Genomic DNA, 21,065 nt, shown 5'->3' on the forward strand with positions numbered 1-21,065 from the left:
GCTCCGGACCACTGGCTCAATCGTCCCGGTGCACCTTTTCGCGGCGTTCGTGACGTTCCTGGGCCTCAAGGCTGAGGGTCGTGGTCGGGCGCGCGTCCAGCCGCTTGAGCGAAATCGGTTCGCCCGTATCCTTGCAATAGCCGTACTCACCGGTCTCGATGCGCAACAGGGCCGCGTCTATCTTGGAAATCAACTTGCGCTGACGATCGCGAATTCGCAGCTCAAGCGCGCGGTCGGTTTCTTCGCTGGCGCGGTCGGCGATGTCGGGTATGTTGCGGGTCCCGTCCTGCAAACCCTCCAGAGTCGACTTGCTCTCGTCGAGGATGTCGGTTTTCTGAGCGTTAAGTTTTCTGCGGAAATATTCAAGTTGCCGCTCATTCATAAACGGCTCGTCTTCTGCGGGCCGATAATCTTCGGGCAAGAAAACTTCGGGTTTCATCCCTACTCCCTTTCTCGACCGGATGTCGCAAAAAGCACTCCGGTTACTCCTGCGCGGTCATGTATCCCAACTGCGCGGTCATGTCACTAGGCGAAGTGGCGCGGCGTTGCCCTTGCCGCAGAAGGGTTTGCCACTATTCTCCGAATGATCGCGCAGCAAGGACGTTTTCCCGACATGAAATTCACCGGAACAGAAACCTACATCGCCGACCAGGACCTGAGCGTGGCAGTCAATGCCGCCGTCACGCTGGAGCGCCCCCTGCTGGTCAAGGGCGAACCCGGCACCGGCAAGACCGAACTCGCCCGGCAGGTAGCGCAAAGCCTGAACCTGCCGATCGTGGAATGGCACATAAAATCCACCACCCGTGCCCAGCAGGGGCTTTACGAATACGACGCCGTCAGCCGCCTGCGCGACAGCCAGCTGGGTGACGAACGCGTCCATGACGTGAAAAACTATATTCGCAAGGGCAAGCTCTGGACAGCTTTCGAGGCCGGGCAAAAAACCGTTCTTCTGATCGACGAGATCGACAAGGCGGATATCGAGTTTCCCAACGACCTGTTGCAGGAACTCGACCGGATGGAGTTCTTCGTCTACGAAACCGGCGAAACGATCCGTGCGCGCACCCGCCCCATCGTCATCATCACCTCGAACAACGAAAAGGAATTGCCCGATGCATTCCTGCGCCGATGCTTTTTCCACTACATCCGCTTCCCGGACATGGAAACGATGAAAAAGATCGTCGAGGTGCACTTCCCCGGCATCAAGGACCGCCTGCTGACCGCGGCACTGACACAGTTCTATGAGATTCGCGAAATGGCCGGCCTGAAAAAGCGCCCCTCGACGTCCGAGGTGCTGGACTGGCTCAAGCTTCTTCTGGCCGAGGACATGACCGCCGAGGACCTGCGCAAAGGCGGGCGCGACGCCCTGCCCAAACTGCACGGTGCGCTTTTGAAAAACGAACAGGACGTACAGATGTTCGAACGCCTGGCCTTCATGGCCCGGCGCGGCTGATCCGGTGCGCGGCGCGGGCATGGCCCTGCTGTTCGTGGCGGCCTGCACCGCGACAGAGCCGCTGCGCCCCCCTCCGCCCGCACCGGACCTGCCGCCAATGCGGCAGTTCTCCGGCAGCCCGGCCCCCCTGCCCACACGCCCGAACACACAGGTGGCGCGCGATTTTCTCGACCTCGCATTTCGCCTTGAGACGGGGGAGGCACTTCCGGTCCTGACCCGCTTCGAACAGCCCGTGACAATCCGCGTGACAGGCCCCGCCCCCCCGACACTGGAGAGGGACCTGGACGCCCTGATCCGCCGGCTGAAACGGGAGGCCGGTATTTCCGTCATCCGCGTGCCCGCCGGGGGCCCCGCGCAGATCACCGTCCAGCCTGTGACCCGCCGCGAATTGCAAAGGTCCGTCCCAGGGGCGGCCTGTTTCGTGGTGCCCCGCGTGCAAAGCTGGGCGGAGTTCCGAAACCGCCGAAACCGCCGTGCCCTGGACTGGAGCACTCTGAACCGGCGTGAAACCGCCGCGATTTTCCTGCCTGCGGATGTCAGCCCACAAGACGTGCGCGACTGCCTGCATGAAGAACTCGCACAGGCGCTCGGGCCGCTGAATGACCTCTACCGGCTGCCCGACAGCATTTTCAACGATGACAACATCCACGCCGTCCTGACCAGTTTTGACATGCTCATCCTGCGGGCTTTCTATGCACCGGAATTGCAAAACGGCATGACTCGCGAAGAGGCCGCCCGCCGCCTGCCCGCCCTTCTCGCCCGGCTGAACCCCGCGGGCGAGCATGTACAAGCCCCTCCCTTGCCCCCCACCCCGAAAGCGTGGGTGAGCGCGATCGAAACCGCGCTTGGCCCCGGCGCGAGGCCCCCGGCCCGGCGCAACGCCGCCGCGCGCGCGGTGTCCATCGCGCGCAAAGCCGGGCTGATGGACCACCGGCTGGCTTTCAGCCTGTTCGCCCGTGCCTATCTGACACCGCCAGAACAGGCCGCCCGCCGGCTGTCGCTGCTGGCGGCGGCGGGCGCTCTCTTCCGCTCCGATCCCGCGACACGCCTGCACGCGGCCCATGTGGAGGCGCAGCTCGCCGGAGTCGCGTTGGCCGGCGACCGGGCGAATCTGGCCCTGAAGCTGACGCGGGAAAACATCCCCATGGCCAGGCGCCACCAGAACGCCGGGCTGTTGTCGGCCCTGATGATGATCGAAGCCGCCGCCCTCGAGAGAACCGGCCAACCCGCCACCGCCACGCGGACCGAAGCCCTGAGCTGGGCGCGCTATGGTCTGGGGGACCGGGATGCAAACGCACGGATCGGGGAAATCGATGCCCTCATAACCCTTCTGCAACAGGCGAGAGACTGACATGTTCCTACCGTTCTTCACCGCCCTGCGCGAGGCCGGGTTGCCCGTTTCCCTGCGCGAATACCTTTCCTTCCTCGAAGGAATGCAGGCAGGGCTGGTCACCTACGATGTCGAGGGGTTTTATTACCTCGCCCGCACCGCCATGGTGAAGGATGAGCGTCATCTCGATCGCTTTGACAGGGCTTTCGCGGCAGCGTTCGAGGGGCTGGACGAAATCCCCGCCGATGCGGTGATGAACGCCGTCAACATCCCCGAAGCCTGGCTGCGCAAGCTGGCCGAAAAGCACCTGACCCCGGAAGAGCGCGCCGAGATCGAGGCACTGGGCGGGTTCGACAAGCTGATGGATACCCTGCGGCAAAGGCTGCAAGAGCAACAGGGCCGCCACCAGGGCGGGAACAAGTGGATCGGCACGGCGGGCACCTCCCCTTTCGGGGCCTATGGGTACAACCCGGAAGGCGTGCGCATCGGTCAGCACGAAAGCCGCCACCGCCGCGCGGTGAAGGTGTGGGACAAGCGAGAGTTCCGCAACCTCGACGACAGTGTGGAGTTGGGCACACGCAACATCAAGGTTGCACTCAAGCGGCTGCGCCGTTGGGCGCGCGACGGCGCGCATCAGGAACTCGACCTGGACGGCACCATCCGGGCCACCGCCGATCACGGGTATCTCGATGTGAAAACCCGCCCCGAGCGGCGCAACGCGGTGAAGGTTCTTCTGTTTCTGGATGTCGGCGGGTCGATGGACGACCACATCCGGATCGTGGAGGAGCTTTTCTCCGCCGCGCGGGCGGAGTTCAAGCATCTCGAACACTATTACTTTCACAACTGCCTCTACGAGGGCGTCTGGCGCGACAACCGCCGCCGGTGGGATGCGCAAACCTCCACATGGGACGTGCTGCATACCTATGGCTCCGATTACAAGTGCATCTTCGTGGGCGATGCCAGCATGTCGCCTTACGAGATCGCCTTTCCCGGCGGCGCGAATGAGCACTGGAACGCCGAGGCCGGCCAGGTCTGGTTGCAACGCGCCCGCACGCAATGGCCTGACCACGTCTGGATCAACCCGGTCCCGCAAAAGTATTGGGAGTACACCCAGTCCATCGCCATGATCCGCGACATTTTCGAAGATGCCATGGTCCCGATGACCCTGGAAGGAATCGACCGGGGCATGCGACTGATGCTGCGCTGAAACCGTCCGGTTGGCGCCCGGCTCAGGCGAATTTCGCCATCAGCCCGGCCTTAACCTCCGCGGACACGAAGCTGGAGACATCGCCCCCCAGCCGCGCGATTTCCTTGACCAGCTTGGAGGCGATCGCCTGCCGCCGCGCATCCGCCATGAGGAAGACGGTCTCGACACTCGAATCGAGCGCCCGGTTCATGCCGACCATCTGGAACTCGTACTCGAAATCCGCCACCGCGCGCAGACCCCGCACGATCATGCCGGCCCCCACGTCATGGGCGCAGTCGATCAACAGGTTTTCGAACGGGTGGACGACGATCTCGGTTCCGGTCTTTTCGCGCAGCGCCTCACATTCGCCCTCGATCATGGCAACGCGTTCCTCCAGCGAAAACAGCGGCCCCTTGTCCCGGTTGATGGCCACACCGATCACCAGCCGGTCCACCAGCGCACAGGCACGGGTGATGATATCCAGATGCCCCAGCGTGACCGGATCGAACGTGCCGGGATAAAGTCCGATGCGCATGCGCGCCCCCTTTTCAACCTTTTGGGGCACGCAACAATATTACGCCCCGCTTTGCAAGAGGGCGTGCTCAACAGGGCATGCTTCAGTTCCCCATCACCATGCCTTCGAGCGCGGATTTTTCCATCGCCAGTTCCGATATGCGTGCCTTGACCACATCCCCGATGGAAATCAGCCCGACCATGCGCCCGTCCTCCATCACGGGGATGTGGCGGAACCGCCCACGGGTCATGGTTTCAAGGATTTCCTCGGCGGACTGGTCCTTGGTGCAGGTGATGACGTCACGGGTCATCACGGCCTCGACCCTGTATTTCAGGCAGGCGTCTCCGCTTTTGCCCAGTTCGCGCACGATATCGCGCTCAGACACGATACCGACCGGCATCGCACCGTCCGGGGACACGACCACCGACCCGATCCGCCGCACGGACAGCAGCTTGGCCGCCGCGGCAACGGAACTTCCGGGGCTGACAGTGATGACCCTGTCATCGGCCTTTGACTTGAGAATCTGGAATACTTGCATGGCGCCCTCCCTTTCCTCCCATGATGCACAAGCGTCGCGCTTGTGGGGATATTCTGTCAAGACTGTGCCTCAAGCCGGGCAACCTCGGCGCGCAGCCCTTCGGTCAGCAACCCGGCAAACCGGTTGAGCCGCGCAAGCCTGCGATCGTCCCCGTGGCGGATCAGGTAGAAGGTGCGGCGCAAAGAGACCTCCGTGGGCAGCACCTTCACCAGACCGGGCGCGGTCGGAATGGCAAAATCATGCACGATTCCCAGCCCGGCCCCTGCCCGCAGCCAATGCAACTGGACCGAGACCGAGTTCGACGTCAGGGCGACTCGCTCGGCCCCGGTTTCGGCAAGATAATCCAGCTCCGGGTCGAAGATCATGTCCGCGATATAGCCAATGATGCGGTGACCGCGCAGGTCGGAAAGCCCCCGGATCGGGCCGTGCCGCTCAAGGTACTCGCGCGTGGCGGCAAGGTGCAGGCGATAGTCGGTGATCTTCTGGACCGTCAGGCGCCCGGCCGTGGGCGGGCTGACGGCGATGGCCATGTCGGCCTCGCGCCGACTGAGGTTGAACACACGGGGCAGCGCAACCACCTGGATCTCCAGCCCCGGATTGGCATCCGATATTGCCGCTGTGACCTGAGGCAACAAGAAATTCGCGACCCCGTCCGGCGCCCCGATGCGCACCGAACCGGCAAGCTGGCCTGCCTGCCCGCGCAAATCGTCCACGCCTTGCGCCAAGGCCTGCTCGGCCTGTTCGGCACGGGGCAGAAGGCGCTCCCCCTCTTCGGTCAGGTCGTACCCGCGGGGGGAACGCGCGAAAAGCCCGACGCCCAGCGCGTCCTCCAGCCGGGCAATGCGGCGGCCCAGCGTTGCCGGGTCCAGCCGTGTCGCCTTGGCCGCGCCGGAAAGGCTTTCCGCCCGCGCCACGGCCAGGAAAACGCGCAGATCATCCCAGTTCATCGAAGCTTCCTTTGCATTTTTGCAAAATATTTTTGAGAAACTGCCGCTTTTAGCAAGGTTTTTGCAAGGCTAATATACCCCCGGAGGAGAGCCCAGGGAGAAACCGATGCAGGAACTGCACCACTTCATCAACGGTCAGCCGGTCAAAGGCACGTCAGGTCGATACGCCGATGTGTTCAACCCCGCGCTGGGCGAGGTCCAGGCCAAAGTACCGCTGGCCAGCAGGGAGGAGCTGGATGCCGCGATCGCGGCAGCCGCTGCGGCACAACCGGCCTGGGCCGCGACGAATCCCCAAAAGCGCGCCCGCGTGCTGATGGAGTTCGTTCGTTTGATCCACCGCGACATGGACAAGCTGGCGGAGGCGTTGAGCCGTGAACACGGCAAAACACTGCCCGACGCCAAGGGCGATGTTCAGCGCGGGTTGGAAGTGGTGGAGTTCTGCATCGGCGCCCCCCACCTGTTGAAGGGCGAGTTCACCGACAGCGCCGGACCGGGCATCGATATGTACTCGATGCGTCAGCCCCTTGGGGTCGTGGCGGGAATCACACCGTTCAACTTCCCTGCCATGATTCCGATGTGGAAAATGGCGCCGGCGCTGGCCTGTGGCAACGCCTTCATCCTGAAACCGTCCGAACGCGACCCCTCGGTTCCACTGATGCTGGCGGAATTGCTGCAAGAGGCCGGGCTGCCTGACGGGCTGCTTCAGGTCGTCAACGGCGACAAGGAAGCCGTGGACGCCATTCTCGACAACCCGCAAATCCAGGCCGTCGGCTTTGTCGGTTCCACCCCGATCGCAGAATACATCTACGCGCGCGGCTGCGCGGGCGGCAAGCGCGTACAGTGCTTCGGCGGCGCGAAAAACCACATGATCGTCATGCCTGACGCCGACATGGACCAGGCAGCCGATGCACTGATAGGGGCGGGCTATGGCGCAGCCGGAGAACGCTGCATGGCGATCTCCGTCGCCGTACCGGTGGGCGAGGAAACCGCCGACGCGCTGATCGAAAAGCTCATTCCCCGGATTGAAAAGCTCAAGGTCGGGCCCTACACCGCCGGCAACGATGTGGATTATGGCCCCGTCGTCACCGCCGACGCCAAGGCGCGCATCCTCGGCCTGATCGATCAGGGTGTGAAGGAAGGTGCGGAGCTGGTCGTGGACGGGCGCGGCTTCAGCCTTCAGGGGTACGAAAACGGCTATTTCATCGGCCCGTCTCTGTTCGACCGTGTCACACCGCACATGGAGATATACAAGCAGGAAATCTTCGGTCCTGTACTGTCTCAGGTACGTGCCGGCACCTATGAAGAGGCCATCGGTCACGCGATGGACCATCAGTACGGCAACGGCACCGCCATCTTCACCCGCGATGGCGACACCGCCCGTGACTTTGCCAACCGCATCAACGTGGGCATGGTGGGTATCAATGTGCCGATCCCGGTGCCGCTGGCCTACCACACGTTCGGCGGATGGAAAAAATCCGGCTTTGGCGACCTGAACCAGCACGGCCCGGACGCCTTCCGTTTTTACACCCGCACCAAAACCGTCACGTCGCGCTGGCCCTCCGGCCTGAAGGAAGGCGGCGAGTTCCACTTCAAGCAAATGGACTGATCCCGGCGCCCTTCGGGGCGCCCTTTCCCGTTTTTCGCCATGAGGTATCCTGTTGACCGGGTTGCCCGCTCTTGCCGCGTTCCGACCGCTCTGCTTTGCTGTTCCGGCCAACGGGAGGGAAAGCAATGACGAAAGAGCCCGGCTTCACCCTTGGGGTGGAAGAAGAATATCTTCTGGTCGACCGCGAAACACGCGCGCTGGCGCAGGCGCCCAATGCCCTGATGAAGGCCTGCATGGCCGAACTGGGCAAGCAGGTCAGCCCGGAGTTCCTGCAATGCCAGATCGAGGTAGGCACCAAGCCCTGCACCACGATCCCCGAGGTGCGCGAGGACCTGCGCCGCCTGCGGCGCACGGTGGCACGGCTGGCCGCGGAACACGGGCTGGCCCCGATTGCGGTCTCCTGCCATCCGCTGGCGGACTGGAAACAGCAAAGCCACACCGACAAGGACCGTTACAACGATCTCGAAAAGGCGCTGGCCGGAGTGGCCCGGCGGCTTCTGATCTGCGGGATGCATGTACATGTGGGCATCGAGAACAGGGACCAGCGCATCGACCTGATGTCGCAGTTGACCTATTTTCTGCCCCATCTCCTGGCGCTCTCGGCCTCATCGCCCTTCTGGATGGGCCAGGATACGGGGCTGGCATCCTACCGGCTGACGGTGTTCGACAACCTGCCCCGCACCGGGTTGCCACCCCGCCTGGAAAGCTGGACCGATTTCCAGAAATCCGTGGATGTTCTGACCGGACTCGGGGTGATCGAGGATGCCAGCAAGATCTGGTGGGATCTGCGCCCCTCCGCCCGCTTTCCCACGCTGGAGGCGAGAATCTGCGATGTCTCTCCCCGGCTGGAACACACCCTGACGATCGCCGCCCTGACCCAGTGCCTGACACGGATGCTATGGCGGCTGAGCCGCCTGAACCAGCGATGGCGTATCTACGACCGGTTCCTGATCTCGGAAAACCGCTGGCGGGCCCAGCGTTACGGGACCTCCGAGCCGCTGATAGATTTCGGCCGCAAACAGCTTGTGCCCTTTGCCGACCTGATGGAAGAGCTTCTGGGGATGCTGGAGGAGGACGGCGCCGCGCTGTCCTGCCTGGCCGAAATCGAGGCCACGCGCCGGATGGTGGCCGGGGGGACCGCCGCCGATCGTCAGCGCGCGGTCCTGGCCCGGGCAACCGAAGCCGGCAAAGACCACGACAGCGCCATGCGAGAGGTCATCGATACGCTGATCGAGGATTATCAAACCGATTTGTAGGCCCGTATCCGGGCGCCGGGAAGGAGACGATATGGATTTTGCACTGACCGAAGAACAGACGGCGATTTACGACATGGCCCATGCCTTCGGGCAGGAGCAGATCGCCCCCCACGCACAGGCATGGGAACAGGCCGGCACGATCCCCCGTGAGATCTGGCCCAAACTGGCGGAACTGGGCTTTGCCGGGCTTTACGTGCGCGAGGAGTCGGGCGGCTCCGGGCTGACGCGCCTTGACGCGACGCTGGTGTTCGAGGCCCTCAGCCAGGCCTGTCCCTCGGTCGCGGCATTCCTGTCGATCCACAACATGTGCGCCAAGATGCTGGACAGCTTTGGCACCGACGAGTTGAGGGCCCGCTATCTCGCACCGGCACTGACGATGGAAAAGGTCTTTTCCTACTGCCTGACGGAACCGGGTTCCGGCTCGGACGCGGCGGCTTTGAAAACCCGCGCCGAGGCGACGGATCGTGGCTACTGCCTGACCGGAACGAAGGCCTTCATCTCCGGGGGCGGGTATTCGGACGCCTATATCGTGATGGCCCGCACCGGCGCGGACGGTCCACGCGGCATCTCCGCCATGGTGGTGGAGGATGGCACGCCGGGATTGTCCTTTGGCGGGCTGGAGGCGAAAATGGGGTGGCGCAGCCAGCCCACCCGTCAGGTTCAGTTCGACGACTGTGAAATCCCCGCCACAAACCTTCTGGGGGAGGAAGGCAAGGGGTTTCGCTACGCGATGATGGGGCTTGATGGCGGGCGGCTGAACATCGCCGCTTGCAGCCTTGGCGGCGCACAGGCGGCCCTGGACACGACGCTCGCCTACATGGGGGAGCGCAAGGCTTTCGGCAAGACACTCGATCAGTTCCAGGCCCTGCAATTCCGGCTGGCAGAGCTGGAGATCGAACTTCAGGCCGCCCGCACTTTCCTGCGCCAGGCGGCCTGGAAACTGGACCAGGGGGCGTCGGATGCCTCAAAATTCTGTGCCATGGCGAAAAAGTTCGTCACCGAGGCCGGCAGCCGCGTGGCCGACCAGTGCCTGCAACTGCATGGTGGCTACGGGTATCTCGCGGATTATGGCATCGAAAAACTCGTCCGGGACCTGCGCGTGCACCAGATCCTTGAGGGTACCAACGAGATCATGCGCCTCATCGTCGCCCGTGCCCTGCTGGAGCACCGTGCATGAGCGATATCGCCATTCGCAGGGAAGGCCGCATCGGGCGCATCACCCTGACCCGCCCCAAGGCGCTGAACGCGCTCAGCTACGAGATGTGCCTGGAAATCGAGGCGGCGCTGAAGGCATGGGCCGGGGATGAGGCGGTGCGCATGGTCCTGATCGACGCAGAGGGGGGGCGCGCCTTTTGCGCCGGTGGCGACATCGCGCAAATGTACGAAACCGGCACAAGGGGCGATTTCGCCTATGGCCAGAAGTTCTGGCGTGACGAATACCGCATGAACGCAAGGCTGTTCGAATTTCCCAAGCCCGTGGCCAGCCTGATGCAGGGGTTCGTCATGGGGGGTGGCGTCGGCGTGGGGTGCCACGGATCGCACCGGGTGGTGGGGGAAACTTCTCAGGTTGCCATGCCGGAATGTGCCATCGGGCTGGTGCCGGATGTAGGCGGCTCCCTGATTCTTGCGCGGGCACCGGGACGGCTGGGCGAATACCTTGGCACCACGGGGCGCCGCATGGGACCGGGCGATGCCATCCATGCCGGGTTCGCGGACTATTTCATCCCTCAGGCCAAATGGCTCGCCCTGACCGCAGAGCTGACAGAGACCGGCAACTGGACCGCCATCGATGCTGCCGCCGAACCCCCGCCCGAGGGGGACCTGCCCGCGCTGCAAGCACAGGTCGATGCTCTTTTCGCCGGTGACGGGCTGGTGGATATCGTCAACGCGCTGAAGGCGGACGGATCGGACTTTGCCACCGATGCGCTCCGCCGCCTTGCGACAGGCAGCCCGCTGTCTCTGGCCTGCACCATCGAAATCCAGCACCGTCTGGACGGCGTGCAAGGCATCCGCCGGGCGCTGGAAATGGAATATCGCTTCACCCATCGCGCGCCGGAACATTCCGACTTTCTGGAAGGCATCCGTGCCGCAATCATCGACAAGGACAAATCCCCCCGCTGGCAGCATCCGTCCCTGACCGCGGTGCCCACGGCGGATGTGGCCCGGATGCTGATGCCGCTGGGGGACCATGCCCTGAAACTGGAGGAGGAACTGGCATGAAGATCGGATTCATCGGGTTGGGTAATATGGGCGCGCCGATGGCGGCCAACCTTGCCAGGGCCGGGCACGAGGTCACGGGGTTTGACCTTGCCGCCCCCTGCCCCGAGGGCGTGGCAAGCGCCGCATCCGCGCAGGATGCTGCGGGGGGGCGCGATGTCGTCCTGACCATGCTGCCCAACGGGCGGATTCTGCGGGCCGTCGCCGCCGATATCCTTCCGGCGATGGACAAGGGTGCGGTTTTGCTGGATTGCTCCACAATAGACGTGGAAAGCGCCCGCGACGTGGCCGAACAAGCCGCCGCAAAAGGCATCATGGCCATCGACGCCCCGGTATCGGGCGGTATCGGCGGGGCCGCCGCGGGCACCCTGACTTTCATGGCCGGCGGCAGCAACGACGCCTTCGCCATCGTCCGGCCCCTGTTCGATGTCATGGGCCAGAAAGCCGTGCATTGCGGCCCCGTCGGCAGCGGACAGGCGGCAAAGATCTGCAACAACATGATCCTCGGCGTCACCATGGCCGCCACCTGCGAGGCTTTCGCGCTGGCCGACAAGCTGGGGCTGGACCGGCAAAAGATGTTCGATGTGGTGTCGACCTCTTCGGGCTACAGCTGGAGCATGAACGCCTATTGCCCCGCTCCCGGCATCGGGCCGCAAAGCCCCGCGGATAACGGCTACAGGCCCGGCTTCGCCGCTGAGCTGATGCTCAAGGATCTGCGCCTGTCGCAACAGGCGGCGCAGACGGTGGACGCCGATACACCTATGGGAGAACGCGCGACCGCCCTTTATACGGCCTTCGTGGAACAGGAAGACGGGACAGGCCAGGATTTTTCCGCCTTGTTGCCGCGTTTTGAAAAACGGGGACGGGGCTGAAGCCCCTCCCCCTCGGCGCTCGCCCCCGATGCGCAGGGCGGCCGCCTTGCCGCAAACCGGCACGCCCTCTGTGCCTAGGCATACCGCCCCGACCTCACTGCGGACGCTGATGCGTCTGGTCGGCAACGCCGCGAACCGATACGCATAGGTGCACCGCAAAGGGCGGCGGAACCGAAACGCGGCGCATTTGCGCCATGGCCGCAGGCCGTGCATGGCGGGACATGCACGGCCAGGCTGCCATCGAACACCGCTCCATTCCGGTGGGGATGCCACACATACGCTTGATATGCCCCGCCCCGGCTGGGCACCTTGCGACCACCACCGGCCTGTGGCCTCAAATTCCACCGCTCCGGGTTCTGCCCCCGGAACCGGCTACCGGACAGATGCGCGGGGGCGTATGAAGGACCGAGCGATTATCCCTTGGAGGGCCGAGCAATGACATGGATGGACCAGGCCGAAGGCCTGGAGGGGCTGGAAGCCGGCATCGCCGCGCAGCTTGGAGCCCTGCCTGTGATGAACCTCCCAAAGGGAAAGGTGCTGTTTTGCCCCGGCGAAGCCGCGCGCGGCTTCACCATCGTGCTGTCCGGCCGGGTGGAGGTGTTCCTGACCGGCCCCAACGGGCGGGAAATTCTGCTTTACGCCATAGAACCGGGGGAATCCTGTGTGCAATCCACACTCGGCCTGCTGGGCGGAGAGGACTACACCGGCGAGGCCGTCACAGCCACCGACTGTCGGGCCGTACTTATCCCACGCGGGCTGTTTTTGTCCTTGATGGACAGATCACCGGTCTTCCGGCGCTTTGTGTTCGGGGCCTTCGCGGTACGGATACAGGCGATCATGGCACTTCTGGAGCGGGTGGCATTTCAGAAGGTCGAAAGCCGCCTTGCCGCCGACCTGCTCTCCCATGCCGAGGGCACGACCGTCCGTGCCACCCACCAGGAAATCGCCACCCGGATCGGAACCGCGCGGGAGGTGGTCTCCCGTCGGCTGGACGCGCTGGCCAAAGCCGGAATGGTGCGCCTGGATCGTGGAGCTGTAACCGTGGAAGACCCCGACAAACTCGCCCTTCTGGCCGCCAATGCCAGGGTTGTGTGACGAAGTCACAGACCGGGGGGCGGGCCTGGTGCAAAATGGGCGCGACCGGGCCGAGTCGCCCCCTCACCAAACGGAGATATCCCATGTTCACCAAAAACGTCGGCGGTCTGGACCGCATTGCCCGCATCGCGTTGGGCGTCGTCATGATCGCCGCCTATGTCCTGATCGAAGATGCAAGCTGGCTGTGGTTGCTGGGCATCGTGCCACTGGCCACCGGGCTGATGCAGACCTGCCCGCTTTACAACCTCATCGGGATGAACACCTGCCCGAAGCAATGACAGCGGACGGGGCGGCCTGACCGCCCCTCATTCCGCCGCGACCCGCCGGGCAGAGAGAATCTCCTTGAGATATCTCCCGGTGTGGCTGCCCCCGGCTTCGGCAATATCTTCGGGCGTCCCCTCGGCCACCACCCGCCCGCCGCCATCGCCCCCTTCCGGGCCGATGTCGATAATGTGGTCGGCGGTCTTGATGACATCCAGGTTGTGCTCGATCACCACCACGGAATTGCCTTGCGCCACCAGTTCATGCAAAACTTCGAGCAGTTTTCTGACATCCTCGAAATGCAGGCCGGTCGTGGGTTCGTCCAGGATGTAAAGCGTGCGGCCCGTGGCGCGTTTTGAAAGCTCCTTGGAGAGTTTCACCCGCTGGGCCTCCCCCCCGGACAGGGTCGTAGCCTGCTGCCCAACCTTGATATAGCCCAACCCCACGCGCATCAGCGCATCCATCTTTTCGCGGATCGACGGAACCGCCTTGAAAAAATCCTGCGCGTCTTCGACCGTCATGTCCAGAACATCGGCAATGGACTTGCCCTTGAACTTCACCTCCAGCGTTTCGCGATTGTAACGCGCGCCCTTACAGGTTTCGCAGGTCACGTACACGTCGGGTAAAAAATGCATCTCGATCTTGATGAGCCCATCTCCCTGACAGGCCTCGCAGCGTCCGCCCTTGACGTTGAAGGAAAACCGCCCCGGCTTGTAACCGCGGGCCCTGGCCTCTGGCAAACCGGCGAACCATTCGCGGATCGGCGTGAAGGCGCCGGTGTAGGTCGCAGGGTTGGAACGTGGCGTGCGCCCGATCGGACGCTGGTCGATATCGATCACCTTGTCCAGATGCTCCAGCCCCCTGATGGTTTCGCAAGGCGCGGGTGTCTGGCGCGCACCGTTCAACCGCATCGACGCCGTCTTGAACAGCGTCTCGATGGTCAGGGTGGATTTACCCCCGCCGGACACACCTGTAACACAGACGAATTTCCCCAGCGGGAAAGCCACGCTGACCCCGCGCAGGTTGTTGCCGGTCGCCCGAACCACCGTCAGTGCCTTGCCATTCCCCGCACGGCGTTCCGCCGGAATGGCGATTTCGCGAGTGCCGGACAGATATTGCCCGGTCAGAGACGCCGGATCGGCGGAGATGGCCTCCGGCGTGCCCTGCGCTACGATACGGCCGCCATGCACCCCGGCACCGGGCCCGATATCCAGAACATGGTCCGCTTCGCGGATGGCTTCCTCATCATGCTCCACCACGATCACGGTGTTGCCCTGATCGCGCAGGTTCTTGAGTGTCGTCAGCAGGCGGCCATTGTCTCGCTGGTGGAGACCGATAGACGGCTCGTCCAGTACGTAAAGGACCCCTGTCAGACCCGATCCGATCTGGCTGGCCAGGCGGATGCGCTGACTTTCTCCGCCCGAAAGCGTGCCGGCATTGCGGGACAGCGTCAGGTATTCCAGCCCCACGTTGTTGAGAAAACCCAGACGCTCCCGGATTTCCTTCAGAATCGCGCGGGCGATCTCATTCTTCTGGGAACTCAACTGTTCGGGCACAGTGTCGATCCAGGCGTATGCCTCACGGATCGACATATGCACCACCTCGCCGATATGCAGCCCCGCGACCTTCACTGCCAGAGCTTCGTCCCGCAAGCGGTGGCCACCGCAGGTCTGGCACGGACGGTTGTTCTGGTAACGCTCAAATTCCTCGCGAATCCAGTTTGATTCGGTCTCCCGATAGCGACGTTCCATGTTGGGAATGACCCCCTCGAACGGGCGCGTTACCTGATAAACCCGCCCGCCCTCATCATAACGAAACAGGATCTCGTCCTCACCGGAACCACGGAGGAAGACCTGTTTAACATGGGCGGGCAGATCTTTCCACGGCGTCGCCTTGTCGAATTCATAATGGGCGGCGATAGCCTCGATCGTCTGGCGGAAATAGGGGGATTTTCCCTTCCGCCATGGCGCGATAGCCCCGTCATAGACCGTCAGCGCCGCGTCGGGCACTACGAGGCGTTCGTCGAAGAACAGTTCTACCCCCAACCCGTCGCACTCCGGGCAGGCCCCGAAGGGGGCGTTGAAGGAAAAGAGGCGCGGCTCGATTTCCGGGATCGTGAAACCGGAAACCGGGCAGGCGAAATTCTCACTGAAGGTGATGCGCTCCGCCTCCCCCTCACGCGGGGCGGTTTCCAGAATAGCAATGCCGTCGGCCAGATCCAGCGCGGTTCGAAAGCTGTCCGCCAAGCGGGTTTCCAGACCGGGTTTCACCACCAGCCGGTCCACCACGACATCGATGTCATGGCGAAACTTCTTGTCCAGCGCCGGCGGCTCATCAAGGTCATGGAATGTCCCGTCCACCTTGACGCGCTGAAAGCCCTGCTTGCGCAGGTCCAGGAACTCCTTGCGATACTCCCCCTTGCGGTCACGCACAATGGGGGCCAGCAGATAGGCACGGGTACCCTCCGCCATCGTCATGACGCGGTCCACCATATCCTGCACCTGCTGGGCCTCGATCGGCAGGCCGGTTGCCGGCGAATAGGGCGTGCCCGCACGGGCAAAGAGAAGGCGCAGGTAGTCATAGATCTCCGTCACCGTCCCCACCGTGGAACGCGGGTTCTTGGAGGTCGTCTTCTGTTCGATGGAAATTGCCGGCGAAAGCCCGGCAATGTGGTCCACGTCCGGCTTTTCCATCATGTCCAGGAACTGACGCGCATAGGCCGAAAGGCTTTCGACATAGCGGCGCTGACCTTCGGCATAAATGGTATCGAAGGCAAGAGACGACTTACCAGAGCCCGACAGCCCCGTGATCACCACCAGTGCATCGCGCGGAATATCCACATCCACGTTCCTGAGATTGTGTTCGCGCGCGCCGCGTACTTCGATCCGCTTCAGATCCACCATGTGTTCTCCCGTTTGTGCTACACATACCCCTCGGGGGGTGAGTCTCCAACGGAAAAATGCGAACGGAGGGAGAACAAACGGGGGCGCTCCGGCAAACCTTACCGGAGGTGTCGAGGAGCGGACCCGGTATTGGGGGCGATCCCCGGCAGGGCGGATGACCGCCATCATCCTTGGGGCCAGTCGGGACGTACATCAATGACGGACCCCATGAGGGGAGGCGGCGGGCACGCAACCGGCTTCTATTCGACATTGTCTCACCTGTCCGGCGCATTCCCGCCGGCGATATCGCTACGCGATTCCCATCGCTGCTCTGGACGCGGCGCCGCGATTGGGTCAACCTGAGGAACATGACAAGGAACGTCGATATAACAGGCGGATGCCAGTGTGGTGCGGTACGCTATCGCGTCGCGTCTCTCGGGCGTTCTTCTGTGTGCCACTGCCGGATGTGCCAGCGTGCCTTCGGTGCGTTCTATGCGCCTTTGGTCATAGTCAAAGGCTTGCAGTGGACGCGGGGAAACCGCCGTTTGTTCAAGAGTTCCAACGTCAGCCAACGCGGCTTTTGCGGAAAATGCGGTACACCGCTGAGCTTGGAGAACTTCGACGACGATGAGGTCGAAATCGCGACCGGCACTCTCGACAACCCCGAACGCGCACCGCCAACATTGCAGATCAACCACAGGTATGCTTGCAGCTTTACCGACCATATCGGAAAGTTGCCTGAACCGGATGAAAACACCGTTGCCGGGAACGACGCATGGAATGCGGCTGTTATCTCCTTCCAGAAATCCTGAAGCACGGCCGGAACACCACGCAGCCGACAGATTTTCCCGAAACCGGGGCCCGGCACCCAAACCGAAAACGCCACTACGGGTTCTGCGTACTGATTTTACTGACGATGAAGGGCTACACCACCAGCGCACCCGTATCGCCCCTCAGGACAACACTCGGCGAAGGCCTGCGGCCATGGAGCGGGTTTCAATCCCGCACGAGGCGGGTAAAGTCCCCGCATCGGGGCCAACGGCCCACAGGCGAAAGGATGACCGATGATTGACCTGTTGAACCGCCTTTTCCCGACCGTGCCGGGTATCAGCGCAGAAGACGCCATCCGCCGCGCCGAAACCGGGGAGGTCGTGCTGCTGGATATCCGCAAGGCGGAAACCCTGCGCGAAACCGGCAAGGCCAGGGGGGCCGTCAACGTGCCGGTGGATTTCGTGCGCCACGTCCTGAACCCGAACAGCCCCTACTATTCGCCCGAACTGCGCAAGGACCGCCCCGTGGTGGTTTACGGCGATGGCGGACAAAAATCGACATTCGCCGCACGAACGCTGCTGAAGATGGGGTTCGAGGTCTATGACCTGAACGCCCTGCGCCACTGGATCAACGCCAAGGGTCCGATAGAACGCTAACGCCCGTCTTCAGAAATGGATGGCACGCCCCCAGGCGTCCAGAACTGATTCGTGCATCATCTCGCTGAGCGTCGGATGGGGGAACACGGTGTGCATGAGGTCCTGCTCGGTTGTCTCCAGCTGGCGACCGACAACATAGCCTTGGATCAGCTCCGTCACCTCGGCCCCGACCATATGCGCGCCAAGAAGTTCGCCCGTCCTGGCATCGAAGACCGTTTTGACAAGGCCCTCAGGCTCACCCAGCGCGATCGCCTTTCCGTTGCCCATAAAGGGAAAACGGCCCACCTTGACGGAATGGCCCTTTTCCTTCGCCTGCGCTTCGGTCAGCCCGACGCTGGCCACCTGCGGCTGGCAATAGGTACAGCCCGCAATACTTTCGGGCTTGACCGGATGCGGCTGCTGCCCGGCAACCAGTTCAGCCACCATCACGCCCTCGTGGCTGGCCTTGTGCGCCAGCCACGGCGCCCCCGCCACATCCCCGATCGCGTAAAGGCCCTCAACCCCGGTACGACAGTAGGCATCCGTCACGACATGGGTCCGGTCGATCCGCACACCCAGCGCCTCCAGCCCCAGCCCCTCGACATTGCCGACAATGCCAACGGCGGAGATCACCGTGTCGAAATCCTGCGTCTCAAGCTTTCCGCCCCGCTCGATATGGGCTGTCACGCCGGTTTTGCCACGGTCCAGTTTCTTGACGGTCGCCTTTTCGAGAATGGTCATGCCCTGTTTTTCGAACTGTTTCTTCGCAAAAGCTGAAATCTCGGCATCTTCCACCGGCAGCACACGATCCATGACCTCGACAACGGTCGTTCCGGCCCCCAGCGTGTTGTAGAAACTGGCAAACTCGATCCCGATCGCGCCCGAGCCGATCACCAGCAGCCTCTCAGGCATGCGCGGGGGCACCAAAGCGTGCTTGTAGGCCCAGACGCGGTCGCCGTCGGGTTCCAGCCCCGGCAATTCCCGTGCCCGCGCACCAGTGGCCAGAACGATGGACTTCGCGGTCAGTTCTTCGGTGCCGCTGTCGGTCGTCACGGCCACCCTGCCCCTGGCAGGCAGCGTCGCCTGCCCCATGACCACGGCGACCTTGTTCTTTTTCAGAAGATGCCCGACACCCCCGTTCAACTGCTTTGCAACCGCACGGGAGCGCGCCACCACCGCTTTGAGGTCAAAGCCCAGGCCCTGCGCCTTCAGCCCGAATTCCCCGGCCCGGTGCATCAGGTGGAACACCTCGGCCGAGCGCAGCAGCGCCTTGGTGGGAATGCAACCCCAGTTGAGGCAAATACCGCCAAGATGCTCCCGTTCCACGACCGCAACCTTCAACCCGAGCTGGGCGCCCCGGATAGCCGCCACATAGCCCCCCGGCCCGGCGCCGATCACGATCATGTCGAAGCTTTTGCCCGTCATTGCGGCCTCCCCCTGGGAAAAATTTGTTCAACGTTAAACCATTTTTCAGGTCCGTTCAATCGCGCGCGCGGAACGGGCCTGAAAAAGGCGGCCGAAGCCGCCTTCCCCCGGAACGTTCCGCCGGTGCCCGGCTCAGGCCGTGGCGCGCAACCGTTCCAGACATTTCCCGTAGCCGCCATCGGCCAGAAACGCTTTCTCGTTGGCTGACGATCCGCGCGCCAGCGCCGTGTTGCGCGAAGGGAAGCGCCCGAACTGGCGGATCACCTCCCGGTGAGCCTTGGCATGGAGCAGGTTCTCCGCACCGGTTTCTGGCATGCGCGTCAGCATCAGGCGCACGCAGCGATCCTGATCCATGAGACATTCCGAATGCATCAGCGGCATGTAGAAGAACTGGCGCTCCGGCTCCGGGTAGCGCATGTCGAAATGGCGCTCGATCGCACGCTTGGAAACCGCCCGCGCCAGCGCATCGGTGGCAAAGGCGCGGTATTCGTCGCGGAACATGTTGCGCGGGAACTGATCCGTCAGGATCAGGAAGGCGAAAGTGCCCTTGGGGTTGGTCGCCCAGTCGGACAGGTCGCCGGAATGGGCCAGTTCCCAATCGGGTTGAAAGCGGTCCCGGACGGCGGCGTCGACAGCAGGGTCGACCTTGTACCATCCCTGCGGGCCGACCTCATTCAGCCAGAACCCGATGATCTCGTCTTGGCGCGACATTGGTGCCTCCTGCTGCGCGACGTGTCCATGGCGGAATGGTTCCAGATTCAGCCAATGCATGCAAGCGGTTCACGACGATTGTGACGAATTCATGTCGCACCGGCCTCGGCCTCGGCGGCCTCGATGGCAATCTCCTGCGCCACATCGACGGCAACCGGGGATGCTGTCGGCGTGATCGGCGTGTAGCTTGCGGTTTCGGTCACCGGTACGGCGGCACGCTGGGTCATCCGGTAGGCGGCATAGATCGCCAGCGTCAGCATCAGAACCGCAATCAGTGAAAAGAACCCCTGCGGCCCGATCATGCCCATCGCCCAGCCGGTCACCAGCGGCCCCAGAATTGCCCCGACCCCGTTGATGAAAATCAGCCCCCCCGAAGCTGCCGGCATGTCGTCGAGGTCCAGGTAGTCATTCGTATACGCGATCAACAACGCATAAAGCGGGTTCGACATACCCCCGATGAGGAAGGCCGCGACCAGAAGTGCCGCAAAGGTTTCCCCGACAGCCATCGCCGCGATGGCCGCCCCTCCCCCGGTCGCTGCGAGCGCAAGGATCAGCGTCCGCCGGTCCATCCGGTCGGAAATCCAGCCAATGGGAAATTGCAGACACAGCCCGCCAAGATAGATCGCCGCGATGAAGCCTGAAATCTGGGCCACGCTCAACCCCGCCTGGGTTCCATAAACCGACGCCATCCCAAACAGCGACGAGAACACCCCCCCCATCAGGAACATCCCAACGCAGCCCGTGGGCGAGATGCGGATCAGCTCTGCCAGTTTCATCGGCTTGGCGGTTTCATAAGCCGGCGTCGGACTGACCGACAGCAGGATCGGCGCGAATGAGACCGACACCAGGACCGAAGGAATGATGAACAGCAAAAACCCCGCCGGGTCTGCCGTCAGCAACAGCCCCTGCGCGGCCACGATTCCCGCCATCTGCGTAACCATGTAAAGCGACAGCGCCTGACCCCGGTTTTCGTTGCTGGCGGAGTTGTTCAGCCAGCTTTCGGCAGTTACGTACACGCCCGAAAAACAGAACCCGATCAACACCCGCCCGATCGCCCAGCTCACCGGATTCGCCCAGGTCGGATAAAGGATCAGAATCGCCGAAATCAGCGAAGCCAGCGCCGCGAATACCCGGATATGCCCAACCCTGCGGATCATTTCCGGCGCCAGCCTGGACCCCCCGAGGAACCCGACGAAATAGGCCGACATGACGATTGACATCTCGAAGGTGGAAAATCCTTCGATACCCCCGCGAATCCCAAGAAGGGTCCCCTGAATGCCGTTGCCCACCATCAACAGCAAAATCCCCAGCAACAGCGCCCAGGAGCTGGCCAAAACCTGAAACACGTCCAACCATCCTTCTTCAAACC

At 63.1% G+C, this 21,065-nt stretch carries 20 protein-coding genes; 12 read left to right on the top strand and 8 right to left on the bottom strand.

Annotated elements, in window-relative coordinates; all coding sequences use genetic code 11:
- Positions 1 to 16: 16 nt before the first annotated feature.
- A complete protein-coding gene (dksA, locus tag C8N32_RS02705) occupies positions 17 to 439 on the bottom strand; it encodes an RNA polymerase-binding protein DksA (protein ID WP_107890925.1) in 423 nt (140 codons plus the stop codon).
- Positions 440 to 613: 174 nt separating this feature from the next.
- Here dksA and C8N32_RS02710 point away from each other — a divergent pair, with 174 nt between their 5' ends.
- From C8N32_RS02710 to C8N32_RS02720, 3 genes are read left to right on the top strand one after another with little or no spacing between them, the layout of a single operon-like run.
- The gene (locus C8N32_RS02710) at positions 614 to 1,450 is read left to right on the top strand and encodes an AAA family ATPase (RefSeq protein WP_107891012.1); all 837 of its coding nucleotides are present in this window, start codon (positions 614 to 616) and stop codon (positions 1,448 to 1,450) included.
- Between the two features lie 19 nt (positions 1,451 to 1,469).
- Positions 1,470 to 2,801, top strand: coding sequence for a DUF2927 domain-containing protein (locus tag C8N32_RS02715; protein ID WP_107890926.1), 1,332 nt, complete (start codon positions 1,470 to 1,472; stop codon positions 2,799 to 2,801).
- 1 nt (position 2,802) lies between these two features.
- Positions 2,803 to 3,987, top strand: coding sequence for a vWA domain-containing protein (locus tag C8N32_RS02720; protein ID WP_107890927.1), 1,185 nt, complete (start codon positions 2,803 to 2,805; stop codon positions 3,985 to 3,987).
- A 22-nt stretch (positions 3,988 to 4,009) separates the two neighbouring features.
- Here C8N32_RS02720 and coaD read toward each other — a convergent pair whose 3' ends face one another.
- The 3 genes from coaD to C8N32_RS02735 all read right to left on the bottom strand — a co-directional run bounded on the left by coaD (position 4,010) and on the right by C8N32_RS02735 (position 5,965).
- The gene (gene coaD / locus C8N32_RS02725; protein WP_107890928.1) at positions 4,010 to 4,501 is read right to left on the bottom strand and encodes a pantetheine-phosphate adenylyltransferase; all 492 of its coding nucleotides are present in this window, start codon (positions 4,499 to 4,501) and stop codon (positions 4,010 to 4,012) included.
- Between the two features lie 82 nt (positions 4,502 to 4,583).
- The gene (locus C8N32_RS02730) at positions 4,584 to 5,018 is read right to left on the bottom strand and encodes a CBS domain-containing protein (RefSeq protein ID WP_107890929.1); all 435 of its coding nucleotides are present in this window, start codon (positions 5,016 to 5,018) and stop codon (positions 4,584 to 4,586) included.
- Positions 5,019 to 5,074: 56 nt separating this feature from the next.
- Complete coding sequence (locus C8N32_RS02735; protein ID WP_107890930.1) at positions 5,075 to 5,965, bottom strand: LysR family transcriptional regulator; 891 nt, start codon at positions 5,963 to 5,965, stop codon at positions 5,075 to 5,077.
- A gap of 106 nt (positions 5,966 to 6,071) precedes the next feature.
- Between C8N32_RS02735 and C8N32_RS02740 the strand changes: the two genes are divergently transcribed.
- The 7 genes from C8N32_RS02740 (at position 6,072) to C8N32_RS02770 (ending at position 13,289) form a co-directional block, all read left to right on the top strand.
- Positions 6,072 to 7,571 (top strand): CoA-acylating methylmalonate-semialdehyde dehydrogenase, encoded by a 1,500-nt coding sequence (locus C8N32_RS02740; protein WP_107890931.1) that lies wholly within the window; start codon positions 6,072 to 6,074, stop codon positions 7,569 to 7,571.
- Positions 7,572 to 7,696: 125 nt separating this feature from the next.
- A complete protein-coding gene (locus tag C8N32_RS02745) occupies positions 7,697 to 8,827 on the top strand; it encodes a carboxylate-amine ligase (protein WP_107890932.1) in 1,131 nt (376 codons plus the stop codon).
- Positions 8,828 to 8,858: 31 nt separating this feature from the next.
- Entirely contained in the window at positions 8,859 to 10,004 is a 1,146-nt protein-coding gene (locus C8N32_RS02750) for an acyl-CoA dehydrogenase family protein (protein ID WP_107890933.1), read from the top strand.
- A complete protein-coding gene (locus C8N32_RS02755) occupies positions 10,001 to 11,047 on the top strand; it encodes an enoyl-CoA hydratase/isomerase family protein (RefSeq protein WP_107890934.1) in 1,047 nt (348 codons plus the stop codon). Before C8N32_RS02750 ends, C8N32_RS02755 begins: the two co-directional genes overlap by 4 nt.
- Positions 11,044 to 11,916: a 3-hydroxyisobutyrate dehydrogenase gene (mmsB, locus tag C8N32_RS02760; protein ID WP_107890935.1), complete on the top strand. Its 873-nt coding sequence runs from the start codon at positions 11,044 to 11,046 to the stop codon at positions 11,914 to 11,916. Before C8N32_RS02755 ends, mmsB begins: the two co-directional genes overlap by 4 nt.
- Positions 11,917 to 12,351: 435 nt before the next feature.
- The gene (locus C8N32_RS02765) at positions 12,352 to 13,011 is read left to right on the top strand and encodes a Crp/Fnr family transcriptional regulator (RefSeq protein ID WP_107890936.1); all 660 of its coding nucleotides are present in this window, start codon (positions 12,352 to 12,354) and stop codon (positions 13,009 to 13,011) included.
- 83 nt (positions 13,012 to 13,094) lie between these two features.
- A complete protein-coding gene (locus C8N32_RS02770) occupies positions 13,095 to 13,289 on the top strand; it encodes a YgaP family membrane protein (RefSeq protein ID WP_107890937.1) in 195 nt (64 codons plus the stop codon).
- A gap of 27 nt (positions 13,290 to 13,316) precedes the next feature.
- Here C8N32_RS02770 and uvrA read toward each other — a convergent pair whose 3' ends face one another.
- On the bottom strand, positions 13,317 to 16,175 hold the full coding sequence (gene uvrA, locus C8N32_RS02775; RefSeq protein WP_107890938.1) for an excinuclease ABC subunit UvrA: 2,859 nt from the start codon (positions 16,173 to 16,175) through the stop codon (positions 13,317 to 13,319).
- Between the two features lie 347 nt (positions 16,176 to 16,522).
- Here uvrA and C8N32_RS02780 point away from each other — a divergent pair, with 347 nt between their 5' ends.
- Entirely contained in the window at positions 16,523 to 16,966 is a 444-nt protein-coding gene (locus C8N32_RS02780; protein WP_107890939.1) for a GFA family protein, read from the top strand.
- A 252-nt stretch (positions 16,967 to 17,218) separates the two neighbouring features.
- Positions 17,219 to 17,581, top strand: a complete 363-nt coding sequence (locus C8N32_RS02785) for a rhodanese-like domain-containing protein (RefSeq protein WP_107890940.1) — start codon at positions 17,219 to 17,221, stop codon at positions 17,579 to 17,581.
- Positions 17,582 to 17,590: 9 nt separating this feature from the next.
- Here the strand turns inward: C8N32_RS02785 and lpdA are convergent, their stop codons facing one another.
- The 3 genes from lpdA to C8N32_RS02800 form a co-directional block, all read right to left on the bottom strand.
- Positions 17,591 to 18,985: a dihydrolipoyl dehydrogenase gene (gene lpdA, locus C8N32_RS02790; RefSeq protein ID WP_107890941.1), complete on the bottom strand. Its 1,395-nt coding sequence runs from the start codon at positions 18,983 to 18,985 to the stop codon at positions 17,591 to 17,593.
- 132 nt (positions 18,986 to 19,117) lie between these two features.
- Positions 19,118 to 19,696 (bottom strand): DUF924 family protein, encoded by a 579-nt coding sequence (locus C8N32_RS02795; protein WP_107891013.1) that lies wholly within the window; start codon positions 19,694 to 19,696, stop codon positions 19,118 to 19,120.
- 89 nt (positions 19,697 to 19,785) lie between these two features.
- Complete coding sequence (locus C8N32_RS02800; RefSeq protein WP_107891014.1) at positions 19,786 to 21,042, bottom strand: MFS transporter; 1,257 nt, start codon at positions 21,040 to 21,042, stop codon at positions 19,786 to 19,788.
- Positions 21,043 to 21,065 lie beyond the last annotated feature (23 nt).

The organism is Rhodovulum imhoffii, from assembly GCF_003046545.1.
Lineage (GTDB): Bacteria > Pseudomonadota > Alphaproteobacteria > Rhodobacterales > Rhodobacteraceae > Rhodovulum > Rhodovulum imhoffii.